This window comes from Geodermatophilus sp. SYSU D00079, from assembly GCF_054050635.1.
Genome location: NZ_JBJGZS010000018.1, coordinates 1 through 17,142 on the forward strand (window position 1 = coordinate 1; position 17,142 = coordinate 17,142).

At 75.3% G+C, this 17,142-nt stretch carries 16 protein-coding genes; 6 read left to right on the forward strand and 10 right to left on the reverse strand.

The annotated features are described in order from the left end of the window. Positions 1–155: 155 nt before the first annotated feature. Positions 156–776, reverse strand: coding sequence for an antibiotic biosynthesis monooxygenase (locus ACI79E_RS14910; protein ID WP_456933342.1), 621 nt, complete (start codon positions 774–776; stop codon positions 156–158). A gap of 254 nt (positions 777–1,030) precedes the next feature. Between ACI79E_RS14910 and ACI79E_RS14915 the strand changes: the two genes are divergently transcribed. Further along, positions 1,031–1,222, forward strand: coding sequence for a hypothetical protein (locus tag ACI79E_RS14915; RefSeq protein WP_456933343.1), 192 nt, complete (start codon positions 1,031–1,033; stop codon positions 1,220–1,222). A gap of 318 nt (positions 1,223–1,540) precedes the next feature. On the opposite strand, the gene ACI79E_RS14920 is transcribed toward ACI79E_RS14915, so the two are convergent. Both ACI79E_RS14920 and aztD read right to left on the reverse strand, forming a co-directional pair. Continuing rightward, the gene (locus ACI79E_RS14920) at positions 1,541–2,404 is read right to left on the reverse strand and encodes a metal ABC transporter substrate-binding protein (protein ID WP_456933344.1); all 864 of its coding nucleotides are present in this window, start codon (positions 2,402–2,404) and stop codon (positions 1,541–1,543) included. Between the two features lie 23 nt (positions 2,405–2,427). Then, a complete protein-coding gene (aztD, locus tag ACI79E_RS14925) occupies positions 2,428–3,750 on the reverse strand; it encodes a zinc metallochaperone AztD (RefSeq protein WP_456933345.1) in 1,323 nt (440 codons plus the stop codon). Between the two features lie 111 nt (positions 3,751–3,861). Here aztD and ACI79E_RS14930 point away from each other — a divergent pair, with 111 nt between their 5' ends. Continuing rightward, positions 3,862–4,602, forward strand: coding sequence for an alanyl-tRNA editing protein (locus ACI79E_RS14930; RefSeq protein WP_456933346.1), 741 nt, complete (start codon positions 3,862–3,864; stop codon positions 4,600–4,602). Positions 4,603–4,605: 3 nt separating this feature from the next. On the opposite strand, the gene ACI79E_RS14935 is transcribed toward ACI79E_RS14930, so the two are convergent. After that, positions 4,606–5,352: a DUF6308 family protein gene (locus tag ACI79E_RS14935; protein WP_456933347.1), complete on the reverse strand. Its 747-nt coding sequence runs from the start codon at positions 5,350–5,352 to the stop codon at positions 4,606–4,608. Between the two features lie 131 nt (positions 5,353–5,483). On the opposite strand from ACI79E_RS14935, the gene ACI79E_RS14940 reads away from it, so the two are divergent. After that, on the forward strand, positions 5,484–7,292 hold the full coding sequence (locus ACI79E_RS14940) for an ExeM/NucH family extracellular endonuclease (RefSeq protein ID WP_456933348.1): 1,809 nt from the start codon (positions 5,484–5,486) through the stop codon (positions 7,290–7,292). Here the strand turns inward: ACI79E_RS14940 and ACI79E_RS14945 are convergent. Genes ACI79E_RS14945 through ACI79E_RS14960 form a run of 4 tightly spaced genes read right to left on the reverse strand, consistent with a single transcriptional unit; the run spans position 7,289 to position 11,906 of the window. Continuing rightward, positions 7,289–8,467 carry an alkaline phosphatase gene (locus tag ACI79E_RS14945; RefSeq protein WP_456933349.1) on the reverse strand — a complete coding sequence of 393 codons (1,179 nt, stop codon included), beginning with the start codon at positions 8,465–8,467 and terminating at the stop codon, positions 7,289–7,291. The two genes, ACI79E_RS14940 and ACI79E_RS14945, sit on opposite strands and share 4 nt — an antisense overlap. A 26-nt stretch (positions 8,468–8,493) precedes the next feature. After that, positions 8,494–9,525 carry a glutathione S-transferase family protein gene (locus tag ACI79E_RS14950; protein ID WP_456933350.1) on the reverse strand — a complete coding sequence of 344 codons (1,032 nt, stop codon included), beginning with the start codon at positions 9,523–9,525 and terminating at the stop codon, positions 8,494–8,496. Between the two features lie 36 nt (positions 9,526–9,561). Beyond that, positions 9,562–9,984: a DUF1810 domain-containing protein gene (locus ACI79E_RS14955; RefSeq protein ID WP_456933351.1), complete on the reverse strand. Its 423-nt coding sequence runs from the start codon at positions 9,982–9,984 to the stop codon at positions 9,562–9,564. Further along, positions 9,981–11,906, reverse strand: a complete 1,926-nt coding sequence (locus ACI79E_RS14960) for a S9 family peptidase (protein ID WP_456933352.1) — start codon at positions 11,904–11,906, stop codon at positions 9,981–9,983. Before ACI79E_RS14960 ends, ACI79E_RS14955 begins: the two co-directional genes overlap by 4 nt. Before the next feature lie 127 nt (positions 11,907–12,033). Between ACI79E_RS14960 and ACI79E_RS14965 the strand changes: the two genes are divergently transcribed. Further along, positions 12,034–13,470, forward strand: coding sequence for an AAA family ATPase (locus ACI79E_RS14965; protein ID WP_456933353.1), 1,437 nt, complete (start codon positions 12,034–12,036; stop codon positions 13,468–13,470). Between the two features lie 117 nt (positions 13,471–13,587). Further along, positions 13,588–14,067, forward strand: coding sequence for a hypothetical protein (locus tag ACI79E_RS14970; protein ID WP_456933354.1), 480 nt, complete (start codon positions 13,588–13,590; stop codon positions 14,065–14,067). Between the two features lie 116 nt (positions 14,068–14,183). Here the strand turns inward: ACI79E_RS14970 and ACI79E_RS14975 are convergent, their stop codons facing one another. After that, positions 14,184–15,614, reverse strand: coding sequence for an amidase (locus ACI79E_RS14975; RefSeq protein WP_456933355.1), 1,431 nt, complete (start codon positions 15,612–15,614; stop codon positions 14,184–14,186). Positions 15,615–15,765: 151 nt separating this feature from the next. On the opposite strand from ACI79E_RS14975, the gene ACI79E_RS14980 reads away from it, so the two are divergent. After that, positions 15,766–16,146, forward strand: a complete 381-nt coding sequence (locus tag ACI79E_RS14980; protein WP_456933356.1) for a YybH family protein — start codon at positions 15,766–15,768, stop codon at positions 16,144–16,146. A gap of 51 nt (positions 16,147–16,197) precedes the next feature. Here ACI79E_RS14980 and ACI79E_RS14985 read toward each other — a convergent pair whose 3' ends face one another. Further along, positions 16,198–17,103: an alpha/beta hydrolase gene (locus tag ACI79E_RS14985; protein WP_456933357.1), complete on the reverse strand. Its 906-nt coding sequence runs from the start codon at positions 17,101–17,103 to the stop codon at positions 16,198–16,200. Between the last annotated feature and the right edge of the window lie 39 nt (positions 17,104–17,142).

The window sequence follows — 17,142 nt, forward strand, 5'->3', positions numbered from 1 at the left end:
CCCGCCGACGCCCCCCCCCGCCCCGGGACGCCCCGCCCCCCGGCGCGGGCCGGCCCCGCCCCCGCCCCCCCCCCCCCCCCCGGGGTCCCGTACCTCTGGCCCCGTCCCGGGGCCCGCCCCGAGCTCGCGAGGGGTGGGGAGGACGGGGTCCTTGTTCAGGCGGTCTCCGGCACCCGCAGGTGGGCCAGCACGAGGTCGAACTCGGCGATGTCGGTGATGGCGATGCCCATGGCCGGGGCGAACTCGTCGCGCAGTCCGCGGGCCTGCTCGCGGGTCTCCTCCATGTCGAGCCGGCTGTCGTAGGTGACGGCGGAGACGGCCATCCCCTCGGCCCGGTGCACCATGAGGCTGACGCTGCAGAACCCCGGGAGCTGCTCGATCCGCGGCACCAGGGACATGCGGAAGGCGTCGAGGGTGCGGTCCATGGCGTCGGGGTCGGCGCGGATCCAGGTGACGCGGGTGCACGCGCCGTGGTGGGCCTCGTGCATCCGGTGCATGACCGCGACCTCCCACTCGTGCACCTCCGGCTGGCCGCCGAAGATCGTGGCCGCCTTCTCGCGGGACGCCCGGACGCCTTCCGCGCTGGCGTGCATCGCCTCCGCGTCGCGCCAGGACGTCGTGACGATGCAGTGGCCGGTCTCGCGGTCGGCGAGCATGGACAGGCCGACGCAGCCGTCCATCTGCTGGACCATCGGCATCACCTCGTCGCGGACGTAGGCGATCCCCTCGTCCAGGGCCTCGCGGTTGCCGTGGATGGTGGTCGAGCGGGCGTACATGCCACCACTCCTCTCCAGAGGGACTCTCGATGGAGACGGCGGTGCCCGTGCGGCAGCGCCGCGTCGTTCAGCGTCCTCGCCGGGGGCGGGGCTGGCAACGGTCCGGGAGCCGGGCGGGCGTGGCGGTCGCCGCCGGGCCCGGGAGCCCCGACGGCCGCCACGCGCCGCGCTGCGGCGGCCACGCCCCGGACCGGTGCGCCCTCTCGTCCTACGGTGACGGTGGGCGTGCAGCCGGCCGGATGCGGAGGAAGCCGATGGAGCGGTACGAGCACGACCAGTACTCGCCCGCCGGTGAGGTGGACCGGTGGGGCGACCTGGCTCGAGGTCTCCGCCACAACCGGCAGGGCAGGCGGCGAGCCCTGCGGATGCTCGTCGGTCTCGCCGCCGTGGTCGTCGCCGCGCTGGTGCTGGTCTTCGTCCTGGCCGTGAGCGGGCTGCTCCCCTGATCGACCCGATGCGCTGCGTTCTCCTGTCCGGCCGGACGCATGTCGGGGGGCTGGTGCGGTGGTGGTCGCGGCACAGACGGCAGGGTGGTGCAGGCGATGGGCCCTCCATCGACCTGGGGACTCGTCCGTTCGTCGACGCGGGTGCTTGTCGTCTCGACGACGAGGCGCTGTGTCGAGCTGTCGACTTCTCGACGGTGGTGCCAGCGACGGCGGTGCACCTGACTCGCGGGTACGACAGTTCCGGCGTCGCAGGTGCCCACCGCGAGCGGCGGGTGGGCACCTGCGACGGCCGGATGGAGGACCGCCGGAGCGGTCCCCTCACCCGTCGCAGACCAGGCCGCGCTGCAGCGCCGACAGGTTCTGCCGCATCAGGCCCAGGTAGTCCTCGCCGTCAGCGACGCGCTCCACCGGGTGGAGCACGTCGGTGGTCACGCCGAGCTCGTCGGCGAGGGTGCGGGCGACCGCGGGCGAGGTCGTGGCCTCGAAGAACACCGTGCGCACCCCCGCGTCACGGACGACCTCGGCCACGTCGCGCAGCCGCGCGGGGGTCGGCTCGACGCCCGGGTCGATGCCGGCGATGCCCGCCTGCTCGAGGCCGTACCGCTCGGCGAGGTAGCCGAACGCCTCGTGGGCGGTGACCAGCGTGGCTCCGCGGCACGGGGCCAGCGCGGTCGCGTACTCCTCGTCGAGGCTCGCGAGGGCGGCCTCCACCTCGGCGACGCGGGACCGGACGTCGTCCGCCGCGCCGGGATCGAGCTCGGCCACCGCGGCACCGACCTGCCGGGCGACCTCGGCCAGCCGGAGCGGGTCCAGCCAGAAGTGCGGGTCACCGCCGAGGTCGGCGACGGACGCGGCGTCCACCATGGTGTCCGGGGGCTGCTGGGCGAGCACGTCGTCGACCCCGGGCTGGAGGCCACCGGACTGGTGCAGCACGAGGTCGGCCTGCCCGAGCCGGACGACCTGCTGGGGTGTGGGCTCGAACCCGTGGACGGCGCCGTTGCCCACCAGGTCGGTGACCTCGACGTGGGGGCCGCCGACCTGCTCGGCCACCCACTGCAGGGGGTGTGAGGTCGTGACGACGTCGACGGTGCCGTCCGCGCCCCGCGCCGCCTCGCCGGTGCACGCGGTCAGCGCGCCCAGGAGAGCGACGGTGAGCAGCCCGGCGAGCCGTCGGACCGACACGGCGGCGCGGGGACGCGGCGGGGTCACTCGGAGGCGTCCGCGTCGTCGGCGTGCTCGTCCTCGTCGTGCGCGGCGTGGTCGTGCGCCTCGGCGTCCCCGGAGACGCCCCGGAGCTCGTTCGGGGTCACCTCGAGCTGCGCGCTCTTCCAGACCTCGCCGCTCTCGACGTCCACGGCGTGGACGTGCTTGCTGGCCGGCTCGGTCACGTAGGCCATGCCGTCGACCACGTGGACCTGGGGGTGGGGGTCCTGCCAGTCGTCGGACTCCTCCCAGGGGGCGGTGACCGGGATGGAGCGGGTGATCGTCCCGCTGACCGGGTCGATGACCTGCAGCGCGCCGTCGTAGGTCAGCACCAGGCCCTCGCCGTCCGGGCCGCGGCCGAACGACCGGTACCAGTAGGGCGCGGGCAGGTCGACCAGGCTCATCCGCGCGGTCGTGGTGTCGATCAGCGCGACCGTGCTGGAGCGGTCCTCCGCGCTGCGCTCGTAGTCGCCGAGCACGATCGGCGAGGCCTCCGTGCCGAACTGGTTGCCGATGCGGCCGTACTCGTCCGGGCTGTCGATCTTGGTGAGGCGGCCGCCGGCGTACAGGACCGCGCCGTCCTGGCAGCCGATGACGATCGCCTCGCCGGCCGCCACGGTCTCGCCGTGCACGCCGGGGCAGTCGTCGGAGGCGGCGATCTCCGCCCCCGCCGCGTCCAGCACGCGGACGCCGGTGCCGCCGTCCTCGGTGCCGTCGGAGACGAGCATCCGGCCGTCCTCCAGCTCGACGGCGACGCCGTGGTGCGCCGAGGGCGTGGTGTACTCGCGGACCTCGCGCTCGGGGTCGGTGACCGCGTCGCTGTCGAAGGCGGTGACCTGGCCGGTGCCGTCGTCGAACAGGACGGTCCGGCCGGCGTGGGCGACGACGTGGCCCGGCCGCTCGGCGGGGAACGTGACGTCGGTGAGCTCCGGCTCGCCCGTGTAGTAGTGCGCGTGGTCGCCGTGCGGCTCGGCCCAGGTGCCGGCGTCGAGGACCTGGAAGCCGCCGGTCGTGGACACCAGGAGGTGGCGGCCGTCGCCCGCCTCGTTGAGCCGCGCGAAGCCCTCGACCGGCTCGTCGGCGAGCACCTGGAGGGTCGCGGCGTCGAGGACCTGGACGCCGCCGTCGTAGGTGATCGCGAGGCGCGGGGCGCTGGCGCCGACCTCGGTGGCGGTGGCCTCCCCGGCGTCGTGCCCGTCCCCGGCGGGGCTGGTGGTGGGGGCGGCGGCCGGCCGGCCGGCGTCGGTCGAGGCGCACCCCACGACGAGGGCGAGCGGGAGGACGGCGGCCAGTGCGGGCGCGCGCCGGGCGCGGAGGCGGTTCACAGGGGCTCCAGTCGGTCGGGGGGATGGTGCCCGGCCAACTTAACGCAAACGACAATCATTCTCATACAGTGGGGGTGGTCGTCGCCGTGACGACCCGGCAGCATGCGGGGGATGACCAGCGCGACCGGCCGGCACGGGCACACCCACCGACTCGACCTCGCCGACGCGACCGTCCGCGAGTGGGACGCGATCGTGGTGGCGGCCGACCCGGAGCAGGGGATCGTCCTCGACCGCAGCGCCTTCTACCCGGGCGGTGGTGGCCAGCCACCGGACGAGGGCGTGCTGCTGTGGGGCGGCGTCCGCACGCGGATCGCCGGCACCCGCACGGGCGACGAGCTGTACCTGGTCCCGGTCGAGGGGGACCCGGTGCCGCACCCGGGGACGGCGGTGCGCGGCGCGCTCGACGACGAGCGCCGTACCCGGCTGATGCGCACGCACTCGGGCCTGCACGTGCTCACCGGCGTGGTGTTCCGCGACTTCGGCGCGCTGGTCACCGGCGGCAACATGGAGCCGCTGACCGCCCGCATGGACTTCGACCTGGCCGAGGTGCCGGCCGACTTCAAGGAGCGGGTCGCCGAGGCGGTCAACGCCGAGATCGCCGCCGACCGCCGCATCGAGGTCAGGACCCTCCCGCGGGAGGAGGCGTTCGCGATCCCCGACATCATCCGGACGGCGACCAACCTGCTGCCGCCCGACATCGAGGTGGTGCGGATCGTCGACATCGTCGGCCTCGACACCCAGGCCGACGGCGGCACCCACGTCGCGTCGACGGCGATGGTCGGGCGGGTGGAGGTCGTCAAGATGGAGAACAAGGGCCGCGGCTTCCGGCGGCTCCGCATCCGCATCGCGTGAGCCTCAGCCCGGCTCCGCGAGCGCCCGGCCGAGCGCGACGGCGTGGGTCAGCCGCAGGCTGCCGCTGAGCCACACCAGGACGTCGTGCAGCCGCAGCCGCGCGAGCGCCGTCCCGTCGACCCGCGCGGCGATGGTCGTCTCCAGCGCCTCGAACGCCTCGGCGTTGGCGACCAGCTCGCGGTGCACCACCGCCGCGACCCCGCTGTCGCCCTCCTCGACGTGCGGCCAGAACTGGCGCAGCGTCGTGCCGTCGAGCAGCGGGAACAGCTCCGGACGCCGGTGGTGCAGCGCGGCCGCGACGTAGCTGGACTCCCGGACCGAGCCCAGCCCGGACAGGGCGCGCAGCGTGGCGCCCACCGTGCCGGGCTCGCCGAGCACCGAGAACTCCTCGGCCGGCAGCTCCCAGAACGCGCGTCCGGCGGCCCGGGCGGTGGCGGCGTCGGCCAGGTCCCGGACGTCGTCCAGGGCCCGCCGCACCGCCGTCCACCCGTCGCGGGCGAGCCGGCCGTGCAGGCCCTCGGCGGCGAGCACGTCGTCGTCCCCGAGGGGGCCGGTGGCGCGCGGCCGGCCGTCGAACCGGACGTAGCCGAAGGCGGCGACCTGCAGCCACCGGCCCTGCGGCACGCTCGGCGAGCGGAAGCGCAGCGGTCGCTTGCCGAGGGCGTAGCCGAGGACGGCGGCGACGGCGACGTCGAACGGGAGCGGCTCCGGCCCCGCGCTCGGCAGGTCGAGGGGAGGGCCGGCAGCCACCGTCCCAGCCTGGCCGATGCCGGCCCCGCGGGCGTCCCGACATGCCCGGCGCGACGACGCCGTCCGGGCGGCAGGTCACCGCGGGGCCACCTACCGTGAGGGACAGCGTCGTCCCGACGAGAGGAGCGCCCGTGCTCCCGTCCCCGCGCCCCGCCGTCCTCGGCGTCGCCGCCCTCGTCCTCGCCGGCCTCGCCGCGCCCGCCCCGGCGCGGGCGGCCGGCTGCGCCACGACCCCCACGCACGAGGTCGGGGCGGTGCAGGGCAGCGGCGACACCACCCCGCTGGACGGGCAGCAGGTCACCGTCTCCGGCGTCGTCGTCGGCGACCTGCCCGGCCTGTCCGGCTTCGCGCTCCAGGACCCCGACGGCGACGGGGACGACGCCACCTCCGACGGGGTCTTCGTCGTCAGCGAGGTGCCCGTGGCCCTGGGGGACACGGTCACCGTCACCGGGCAGGCCCAGGAGTTCCACGGGCAGACGCAGGTCAGCGCCCCCTCGGACGTCACCGTCTGCGCGGAGGACGCCGGGCTCCCGGCCCCCGCCGTCCTCGACCTGCCCGCCGGCGACGCGGTCCGCGAGCGCCTGGAGGGCGTGCTGGTCGAGCCCGCCGACGTCCTGACGGTGAGCGACGTGTTCGACCTGACCAGCTTCGGCGAGCTCACCCTGTCCGAGGGCGGAGTGCTGGTGCAGCCCACCGAGGTGGCCCGGCCCGGTCCGGCCGCGGACGCGGTGGCCGCCTACGACGCGCGACGCGCCGTCGTCCTCGACGACGGGCGCACCGCCCGGGTCGACGTCACGACGCGGCCGTACCTGTCGCCGACCACGCCGGTGCGGGTGGGCGACGCGGTGCGGCTCACCGAGCCGGTGGTCCTCGGCTGGGGCTTCGGCCAGTGGCGGCTCCAGCCCGCCGACGGCACGGCCGACGGTCTGCTCGGCCCGCAGGACACCCGGCCGGCCGCACCGGACGACGTCGGCGGGGACCTGCGGATCGGCGCGTTCAACGTGCTCAACTACTTCCTCACCCGCAGCGGCCCCGACGCGCGTGGCGCCCGCACCGACGCGGAGTTCGAGGAGCAGGCCGCCAAGGTGGTCGCGGCGGTCGACGGCCTGGACGCCGACGTCGTCGCCCTGCTGGAGGTCGAGGACACCGACTCCACCGGCCTCGCCCCCGGCGACGCCGACCGCGCCCTCGCCGACCTCGTGGCCCGCCTGCAGCAGCGCACCGGCGAGCCGTGGGCGTACGTGCCGCTGCCGGCCGAGCTGTACGGCGTCGACCGCGACGTCATCCGCAACGCGATCGTCTTCCGCGCCGACGTGGTCACCCCGGTCGGCGACCCGGTCGGGCTGGTCGACGAGACGGTGTGGGGCAACGCCCGCGAACCGGTCGCGCAGACCTTCGACCGGGGCGGGGAGGTGCTCACCGTCGTCGCCACCCACCTCAAGTCCAAGGGCTCCGGCGACCGGGCCACCGGCGACAACGCCGACAGCGGGGACGGGCAGGGGGCGTGGAACGGCGACCGCGTCCGTCAGGCCCGCTCGCTGGCGGGGTTCGTCGAGCGGCTGGGCGCCACCGACCCGGACGTCGTCGTCCTCGGCGACCTCAACGCCTACACGCAGGAGGACCCGGTCCAGGCGCTGCGGGACGCCGGCCTCACCGACCTCGGGCAGCGGTTCGACCCGGAGCGGTACAGCTACGTGTTCGACGGCCGGTCCGGCTCGCTGGACCACGCCCTGGCCACGCCGTCGCTGACCGCGCGGGTCACCGGGCTGGCGCACTGGAACGTCAACGCCGTGGAGTCCTCGGCCTACCAGTACGACGGCGACCCCGCCCTCTACGCGCCGGACCCCCACCGCTCCAGCGACCACGACCCGTTGGTCCTCGGTGTGGACCTCGGCGCGGGCGCTCCCGCCGGCGCCGCCCTGACGGGGGCCGGCTGCTAGCCGAGCAGGGCCGAGCGCATGACCTCGTGCAGGTGGGTGTTCGGGTAGGTGCCGGTCAGCTGCTCGCTGCCCGGGCCCTCGGCGGTCACCGGCACCGGCTCGCCGGTGTGGCCGCCGGTGTCCCAGCTCAACCGGAACGTGCCGTCGCCGCCGGCCACCGGGAGGTCGCCGCGGCCCCCGTCGTCGACGGTCAGCCCGCCGGTCTCGTGGTCCCCGGTGACGATGAGCAGCGTGTCGGGGTGGGTGGCGACGAAGTCCCGCGCGACCTCGACCGCGTCGTCCAGCGAGCGCATGGCCTCCAGCAGCCCGAGGTCGTCGTTGTCGTGGCTGGCGCCGTCGACGCCCTCCTCCTCGACGAGCAGGAAGAACCCGTCCTCGTCCGCGGCCAGCACCTCCAGCGCCGCGGTCGTCATGGTCGCCAGGGACACCTCCGGCCGGCCCTCCCCGTACATCTCCTCGTCGGCGAACAGGCCGAGCAGCCGGCCGCCGTCGGCGGCGGCGAGCCCCTCGGCGTCGGTCACGTAGCCGTAGCCGGAGTCCAGCGCCTCCCCGGCGAGGTCCCCGGACTCCCACGTGTCCGCGCCGCCCCCGAGGACGACGGAGGGGTGGGTGACCTCCACGTACTGGCGGGCGATCTCCTCGTCCTCGCCCCGGTCGTCGACGTTGCTGAAGAACGCGGCGGGGGTGGCGTCGGTGACCTCGGCGGTCGTCACCAGACCGGTCGCCTTGCCGGCGGCGGCTGCCTCGGCGCCCAGCGTGGGCAGCGGGTCGCCGTCGGCGTCGACGCTGATCGCGCCGGTGGCGGTCTTCCGCCCGGTGGCCCACGCCGAGGCGGCCGCCGCCGAGTCGGTGACCCCGCCGTCGGCCGGGTCGGTGGTCTGCTCGCCGCGCACGGGCAGGGCGTCCATGGCCAGCTGCCCGTCGGTGCCCTCCTGGTCCAGCCGGCCGGCCTCGCGGTGGGCCGCGGCCATGCCGTCCCCGACGACCAGGATCACGCTGCGGCTGGGGGCCGCGGCGTCCGGTGCGCCCGTGTCCCCGGTCGGGCCGGCGCGCTCGGTCGGCTCGGCACCGGTCGGACGGCCCGGCGGCTCGCTGCGGTCGGCGGCGGGCGAGCCGGCCTGGCAGGCCGGCAGGGCGAGCAGCAGGGCCAGGACGGCGGCGGCGCGACGGCGCATCCCGCGATGGTGCCGCGCCGGCGCGGTCAGCGGTGGCCGATGCCGCCCGGCCCGTGGTCAGCGGGGACCTGCTCGCCCTCGGCGACCGGCCCGGGCGGGGTGCCCTCGCCGAAGGGGGCGCCGCCGAGCTCCTCGCGGCCGTGCGGGGTCAGCCAGTTCGACGTGTCCGGTCCCTGGGGGATGACGCCCGTGGGGTTGATGTCGGCGTGGACGACGTAGTAGTGCTCCTTGACCTGCGGGAAGTCGATCGTGTCGCCGAAGCCGGGGGTCTGGAACAGGTCGCGCGCGTAGGCCCACAGCACCGGCATCTCGCTCAGCTTCTGCCGGTTGCACTTGAAGTGGCCGTGGTAGACGGCGTCGAAGCGGGCCAGCGTGGTGAACAGCCGGACGTCGGCCTCGGTGATGGTGTCGCCCATGAGGAACCGCCGGCCGGCCAGCCGGTCGGACAGCCAGTCCAGCGCGGTGAACAGCCGGTCGTAGGCCGCGTCGTAGGCCGCCTGGTCGCCGGCGAAGCCGCAGCGGTACACCCCGTTGTTGACCTCGGTGTAGACCCGCTGCATGACCTCGTCCATCTCCTCGCGCAGGTGCTCGGGGTAGAGGTCGGGGGCGCCGTCGCGGTGGAACGCCGTCCACTCGGTGGAGAGGTCCAGCGTCATCTGCGCGAAGTCGTTGGTGACCACCTGGCCGGTGGGGACGTCGACGATGGCGGGCACGGTGATGCCGCGGTCGTAGTCCGGGAAGCGGGCGAGGAAGGCCTCCTGCAGCCGCTCGTAGCCCAGCACCGGGTCCCGGCCGCCGGGGTCGAGGTCGAAGGTCCAGCTGCGCTCGTCGTGGGTGGGCCCGCACATGCCCATCGAGATGACCTTCTCCAGCCCCAGCAGCCGGCGCACGATGACCGCGCGGTTCGCCCACGGGCAGGCACGCGCGACGACCAGCCGGTAGCGGTCGGCCTCCACCGGCCACCCCCCGGAGCCGTCGGCGGTGATCCGGTCGGTGATGTAGTTCGAGTCCCGCTGGTACTCGCCGCCGGTGACGTAGCCGCTGCTCTGCTCGCTCACGTCCCCAGCTTGGTCGATCGGACTGCGGTGCGCCGCTCAGACACGGGTGAGCGTCGCCTCGTCGCGCTCGCCGCCGAAGAAGCGGTCCAGCACCGCACCGAAGACGGCGGCCTCCGGCTCGGCCCGCTCGAACAGCGTCATCGACGAGCGCAGCTTGACCGCGTCGACCGGCCCGAGCACCCGGACGGCGTCGGTCGTGCCGAGGTCCAGCAGCGCCTGCGCGCACTCGACCAGCCTCGGGCCGAGCACCGGGTGGTCGAGGTAGGCCTGCGCCTCGGGCAGGCCGGAGACCGCGTAGTGCTGGGCGGTGGAGCTGCGGCCGAGTCCGGCCACCTGGGGGAACACGAACCACATCCAGTGGCCGCGCTTGGCCCCGGCCCGCAGCTCGCGCAGCGCCGCCTCGTACACACCGCCGTCCTGGGCCTGCACGAACCGGTCGAGGGCGAAGGGGTCGGTCACTCCTCCAGGCTCACCTCCGCGACGTCGTCCGGCGACCCGGCGGGATCGGCCGGCGCGGCGCCGTCGAGGGCGTCGGCGAGGAAGCCCAGCATCGTGCGGACCAGCAGCTTGCGGGAGTCCGCGCGCCGGTAGTCGTGCCCCTCCCCGGCCAGCTCGAGGTACTCCACGGGCCGGTCCATCGCGCGCAGCGCCGCGACGATCTGCTGCGCCTCGCCCAGGGGCACGTTCGTGTCGTGCTCGCCGTGGACCACGAGCAGCGGCGCGTCGATCCGGTGCGCCGAGGCCAGCGGGGAGATGTCCTCCAGCAGCGCGCGGTCGCGCTCGGGGTGCCCGTACTTCGACACGGCCGCCGCGGCGATCCACGGCTCGCTGTCCCGGTAGAAGGTGACCAGGTCGGACATGCCGCAGATGTCGACCCCGGCGGCGAAGACGCCGGGGGAGAACGCCAGCGACGCCAGCGTCAGGTACCCGCCGTAGGAGCGGCCGCTGACCGCGATCCGGTCCTTGGGCGCGATCTCCTCCGCCACCAGGTACTCGGCGGCGGCGAGGACGTCGGCGAACGCGGCGTACCGCAGGTGCAGGTCGTCGGCGTGCACGAACTCCCGGCCGAACCCCGACGAGCCGCGGATGTTGGGCGCGAAGACGGTGATCCCCGCGGCGGCCAGCGCCTGGTGCTCCGGGTGGAAGGTCGGCCGCTCCTGCGCCTCGGGGCCGCCGTGCAGGTAGACCACGGCCGGACCGGGGCGCTTGAGCCCCGCGGGGGCCCGGTACAGCCAGCCGGTCAGCGGCAGGCCGTCGTGCGCGGGGAAGGTCTGCAGCGTGGGGACGACGAGCCGCTGCGTCGGCAGCGGGGGAGCCGACGTCACCCGCGTCCACGCGTGCGTGGTGGTGTCCAGGTGCCACAGCTCGCGCGGGCGGGTCGGCCCCTGCACGCCGAGCACCACGCTGCCGCCGTCGCGGCTGAGCACCGGGTTGGCGGCCACCAGCCCGGGCAGCCCGGAGATCGGGGTCCGCCCGCCGGTGGCGGTGTCCATCAGCTCCAGCTCGCTGCGGCCGGCGACGTTCCACACCAGGAGCAGCAGCTTCCCGGCGTCGTCGGCGTCGACGAACTCCAGCTCGGCGTCGTCGCGGGCGGCCAGCGTGCGGGGCTCGCCGCGCCAGCCGTTGGGCCCGAACGGCAGGCCGATCAGCTGGCGGCGGGGGAGGCCGACGTCGGAGGCGAGGTAGACGTAGACCGGGCCGGAGTGGTCCTCCGGCGCGGGCCGGATCAGCGCGACGTCGGTGGAGCCGGTCGCGCCGTGCGGCAGCACGCTGAGGTCCTGGTCGGTGAGCCGGTCGACGACCACCACGTACTGCTGCCCGCGCTCGCCGTCGCGGACGACGATGAACCGCTCCTCCAGCGACACGTCCAGCACGTGGATGAGGCCGCCCTCGGCCAGCGGGTCCAGCCGGCCGGTCGCCGGGTCGGCGAGGTAGGCCCGGGTCGGCTGCCCGGCCGCCCCGGGGAGGGTGACGACGAAGCGGTGCCCGCTGCGGGTCCAGGGGCCCAGCTCGGCGTGGGTCTCGGAGTCACCGGCGATGCGGCGGGCGTCGGTCCCGTCGGGGCGGACCACCCACACCGCCGTCCGGACGCCGCCGTCGGTGGCGACCTCGCAGGTGAGCCAGCCGCTGTCGGCCGCCCACCGGACCGAGACGACGGGGTCGTCGGAGAGGTGGATCCGCCGGGCGGGCGGGATGGTGCCGTCGAGGACGACGTCCTGGATCCACACCTGCGGCGTGCCGGTACGGTCGCTGATGAACGCCACGCGCCGGGCGTCCGGGGTCATGTTGGGCCCCCAGCTGCCCCAGGCGTCGACCAGCTGGTCGCCGAGCCCGGCCGCGGCCTCGACGGTCGTCGTGCGCCTGTCCAGGTCCGTCGTCACCCTGTCGTGCCCCTCCTGCTGCTGGTTCCCCGTGCGGCGCCCACGGTACGGCGGCGACCGGAAACGGATGGTCAGCCGTGCGGTGACCTGCCACGCTGCCGCGGTGACACGGGGATGGAGCGCGTACGTGCCCGCAGCGGCACCCGAGCGGGTGGCGACCGACGGCCGGCCGCTGGAGCTCGCCGACCTGGGCAAGCTGGCCCGCCGCGGGGTCCGGGCGGTGACCCGGGCGGCCCGCGCCGACGAGCAGGTGACCCTCGCCGCGCTGCTGACCGGCCACCTCGGTGCGGCCGGCAGCGGCGGGGACGTCGTCGAGGAGACCTGGCCGGCCTACGAGCACGTCAACGTGCAGGCCGGGCTGGACGCGTGGCTGGCCGGCCGGACCGCCGAGCTGGTCGGCCTGGTCAACTTCCGGCACCAGCACTTCGGCCTCGCCGAGCTGCTCACCGGCGTCGGTGAGCAGGCCGGCCCGTTCGGCCTGCGCCCGGGCAACGCGGCGACGGTCAACCTGCCGTGCGGGCCGGACGGCGAGACCCGGCCGTGCCTGCGCTGCGCGGTCCTCCTGGTGGAGGACGGCGGGGCCCGGACGGCGCTGCTGGTGCGGGGCGCCGAGCCCGAGACCGGGATCGACCGGGTGTCGGTGCAGGCGCTGTCGACCGACCCCGCCACCGCCGTGGCCGCGGTGCGGGGGATCCGGGCGGCCGCGGAGCGGGAGAACGTGTTCCGCGGCCAGGTGCTGTCCTTCGGCGGTGAGGTGTTCGGCCACGGGCGGACGCTGCTGCAGTTCCACCGCCGGCCGAGCCTGGCCGCCGGTCAGCTGGTGCTCGACGCCGGGACGATGGCCGAGATCGAGCGGCAGGTCGTCGACGTCGCCCGGCACAAGGAGCGGCTGCTCGCCGCCGGCCAGCACCTCAAGCGGGGGCTGCTGCTCTACGGCCCGCCCGGGGTCGGCAAGACGCACACGGTGCGCTACCTCGCCGGGCGGCTGCCCGACACCACCGTCGTCCAGCTGACCGGGGGCGCGCTGCACCTGATCGCCGAGGCCTGCTCGGTGGCCCGCGCGCTGCAGCCGGCGATGGTCGTGGTGGAGGACGTCGACCTCATCGCCGAGGACCGCGGCATGCACCCCGGCCAGCACCCGCTGCTGTTCCAGCTGCTCAACGAGATGGACGGGCTGGCTGAGGACGCCGACGTGGTGTTCCTGCTGACCACCAACCGTGCCGACCTGCTGGAGCCGGCGCTGGCCGCGCGGCCGGGGCGGGTGGACCAGGCCGTCGAGCTGACGCTGCCCGACCGCGAGGCGCGCCGGGCGCTGTTCGAGCTCTACCGCGGGGAGCTCGACGTGGACGTCTCGCGGCTGGACGACGTCCTGGACCGGACCGACGGGGTCACCGCGTCGTTCCTCAAGGAGCTGCTCCGGCGGGCCGCGCTGTTCGCCGCCGAGCGCACGGCGGACGGCCCGCTGGCGGTCTCCGCCGCCGATCTCACCGCCGGGCTGGACGAGCTGCTGGACACGCGCAACGCGATGACCCGCACGTTGCTGGGGTCGGGGCGCACTCCCTGAGGCGGAGCCTGTACCGCCGGTCCGGTTCGCCGGTGTGCCGCGCCGTTCCCTTTGCTCGGGCGTGTCGCGCGCGCTCAAGATGACCCTGTCTCGTTCCGGAATGAGATGGGGGTCGCCGTGCCTGACTGGATCATCGGCGTCGCTGCCGTCGCCGCGCTCGTGGTCAGCGCCATCACCGCCCTGACGCAGTACCGGCTGGGGCTGGAGCAGAAGGCCCTCGAGGTCAGACAGATCGAGCTGGCCACCCGGCAGATGGCGGCTCCGGCAGGTCATCCGGCCTCCGCGGCGGAGGTCGCGCTGCGGTGGCGCGAGCAGGTGCTCGCGCTGCACGACCGCGGGCTGAGCCCGGAGGAGATCCGCTGGATCATGTGCTGCGAGGACGGCGGCGCGGCCCACGAGGAGCGCCACGGGATCATCGACGAGATCGTCGGCAACGTGCCCCGTGTGCCGCCGCCGGGGCTGGTCGAGTCGCGCACCCGCAACAAGTCCCGGCGGCTGCCCCGGCCCGACGGCGCGATGCGCGCCACCGCCCACCGCCGGGCGGTGCTGGAGCCCGACCGGCTGGGCCAGGAGGTCCGGGGCGTCCCCGCCGGCTGAGCCGGCGCGTCCGCGCGCGCCTGTCCGCCGGTCCGCCCCCGCCGACCGTGGTGGTCCGCGGGAGCTCGTGCTCTGCCCACGGGAGTGGGCAGAGCACGAGCATCCGCGTGGACAGGTCAGCGGGCGACGACGGCGGGGCGGCGGTCGGCCCAGGGCAGTGCCTCCTCCAGCAGGGCGGCGATCCCGAGCAGGGTCTCCTCCGCCGCGTAGCGCCCGACCACCTGGACGCCGACCGGCCAGCCCTCGGGCGACGGTGTCCCCGGCACCGAGATCGCCGGCGTCCCGGTCACGTTCGACCAGGCGGTGAACGGCGCGAAGGAGAAGATCCGGTCGTACCAGCCGCGGGCGTCCAGCGAGGGGTCGTCCGCGTTCAGGTGACCGAGCACCGTGTTGGGAGCCGCGGTCGTCGGGGTGAGCCACACGTCGTGGTCGGTGAGGAACCGGGCGAGCGTGCGGGTGGTGGCGTTGAAGACGCGGTCGACGGCGTACATGTCCAGCGCGGTCAGGGTGGCGCCGTACTCCGCGCAGGCGAGCGTCGTGTGCTCGAGCACCGCGGTGGACAGCTCGACGCCGACCGCCGCGGCGACCCCGTGCGCGGCATCGGCGAGGAAGCTGCACCACGCCTTGAGGTTGGCGTCGTCGAAGGCCGCGACGTCGAACCCGGGCACGGCCTCCTCGACGGTGTGTCCCGCCCGCTCCAGCGCCTGGGCGGCGGCCTCGACCGCCGCGACGCACGCCGGGTCGACGGGCACCCCGTTCGGCGCGGCGGTGGAGACGGCCACCCGCAGCCGTCCCGTCGGCGGGCGGGCCGCGTCGGCGAACGTCGTCGCCGGGGCGGGCAGGAGGTAGCGATCGCCGGGCTCGGACCCGTGGACGGCGTCGAGCAGGCCGGCCGCGTCGCGCACCGTGCGGGTGACCGCGAACTCGATGCCCAGCCCCAGCAGTGGGTCGGCGTAGTCGGGGGCGACGGTCACGCGCCCGCGGCTGGGCTTGAGCCCGACCAGACCGGAGGCGGCGGCCGGGATGCGGATCGACCCGCCGCCGTCGTTGGCGTGCGCGACCGGCAGCGCGCGGGCGGCGACCAGGGCCGCCGACCCGCCGCTGGAGCCACCGGGGGAGCGGGAGGTGTCCCACGGGTTGCGGGTCGGACCGTTGGCGACGGACTCGGTGCTCGCGTTGAACCCGAACTCCGGTGTCGCCGTGACCCCCATGGCCGCCAGCCCGGCCGCGCGGAAGCGGCGCATCAGCGCGGTGTCGTAGGGATACGGGACACCCGGCCCGAGCATCCGGCACCCGGCCCGCTGCGGGATGCCCTCGGCGTGCAGCACGAGGTCCTTGATCGCGAACGGGACGCCGCCGAACGGGCCGGACGCGTCGTGCTCCAGCGGCCGCTCGAACAGCTCGCCGACCAGGGCGTTCAGCTCGCCGTCCACGGACTCGACGGCCCGGCGCGCCGCGATCTGCACCTCGGCCGCGGAGACCTTGCCGGCAGCGATCAGCTCGGCCAGCGCGGTGGCGTCGTGCTCGGTGTACTCGGAGACCTCCATGGTCCGCTCCTCGTCGGTCGGCGGGCACCGCTGCCCGCGTCGAGCGGCGATCCTCCACCCGCCGGGACGGTCGGCGCGACGGGTCGGAGGTCCCTGTCCGGCGCCCGCGGACGGTTCGAGGCTGGGGGTCTGCACCGTCGAGGAGGACACCATGAGCCGCAGCGACATCGACGCCCTGAACGCCACCTTCGTGAAGGGGCTGGAGACGAGGGACGCCGCGATGATGGCGTCGGTCTACGCGCCCGACGGCCGCGTGTTGGCGCCCGGGTTCCCGGCGGTCGAGGGCCGGGCCGCGATCGAGGAGTTCTGGAAGGGCATGGTCGACCAGGGCGTGGAGGGCGGTGCGCTCAAGACGCTGACCCTCGAGGAGCAGGGCGACCTGGCCGTCGAGGAGGGGCAGTACGAGATCCGCGCCGGCGGGGCGGTCGTGGACAGCGGCAAGTACGTCGTCGTCCACCGGCGGCAGCCCGACGGCTCCTGGAAGTTCGGGATCGACATCTTCAACTCCGACCAGGCGCCCCCGCAGGCCTGACCGCCGTCCCGGCGCCCCGCGCGCGGCGTCGCGGGGAGCCGGGCGCGCCGCTCAGCGCAGGTGCTGCTGGAACCAGCGCAGCTGGGCGGGGGCCGAGCGCTGGAACGAGTAGCCGGTGTAGGCGTCGAAGTGCCCGACCGGCAGCACCAGCAGCTCCTTGGGGTGCCGCGCGCGCTCGTAGTACTCCAGCGTCAGGTCGGCGACGGTGAGGTGGTCCTGCGCGGCGACGACCAGCATCAGCGGGGTGGGCGCGATCTGGCCGATGTAGGCGCCGGGCTCGTACTCGGTGAACATCTCCACCGAGCGCAGCGTGACCTCGTTCCGCCAGGTCGTCGCGCGGTCGAGGATCGGCCCCAGGAAGAAGTCGTGGGTGTCCTGGGTGGGCAGCGCGCACGCCTCGTCGGGCTCCTTCTCCCAGGCGACCTGGATCATCACCGGGTCCTGGCCGGCGTAGCGGGCGGCCCGGTCGGCGTCGAACATCTGCCGCAGCCCGGCGAGGGCGTCGGCGCGGATCAGCCGGCGGGCGTTGGCCAGTCCGCTGACCAGCGGCACCTGCGAGACGACGGCCTTCACCCGCCGGTCGAGCGCGGCGACGACGAGCACGTGCCCGCCGCTGTAGCTCGACCCCCACACACCGATGCGGTCCGGGTCGCACCACGGCCGGGTCTGCGCCCAGGTGATGGCCGTGCGGTAGTCGCGGATCTGCTGCCACGGGTCCAGCTCGCCGCGGGGCGTGCCGTCGCTGGCGCCCAGGTTGCGGTTGTCGTAGACGAGCACGCCGAGGCCGCCCGCGGCGAAGTGCTCGGCGAAGTCGTCCAGGTACATCTCCTTGGTGGCGGAGAAGCCGTGTGCCATGACGACCAGCGGTGCCCGGGTGTCGGTGGCGCCCTCGGGGGAGTAGTGCCACCCGCGCAGGGTGACGCCGTCCTCGGTCGCGAACTCGATGTCCTCTCGCATGCCGCCGACCGTCCCGCGCGGGCGCGGCCGGCGTCGCGA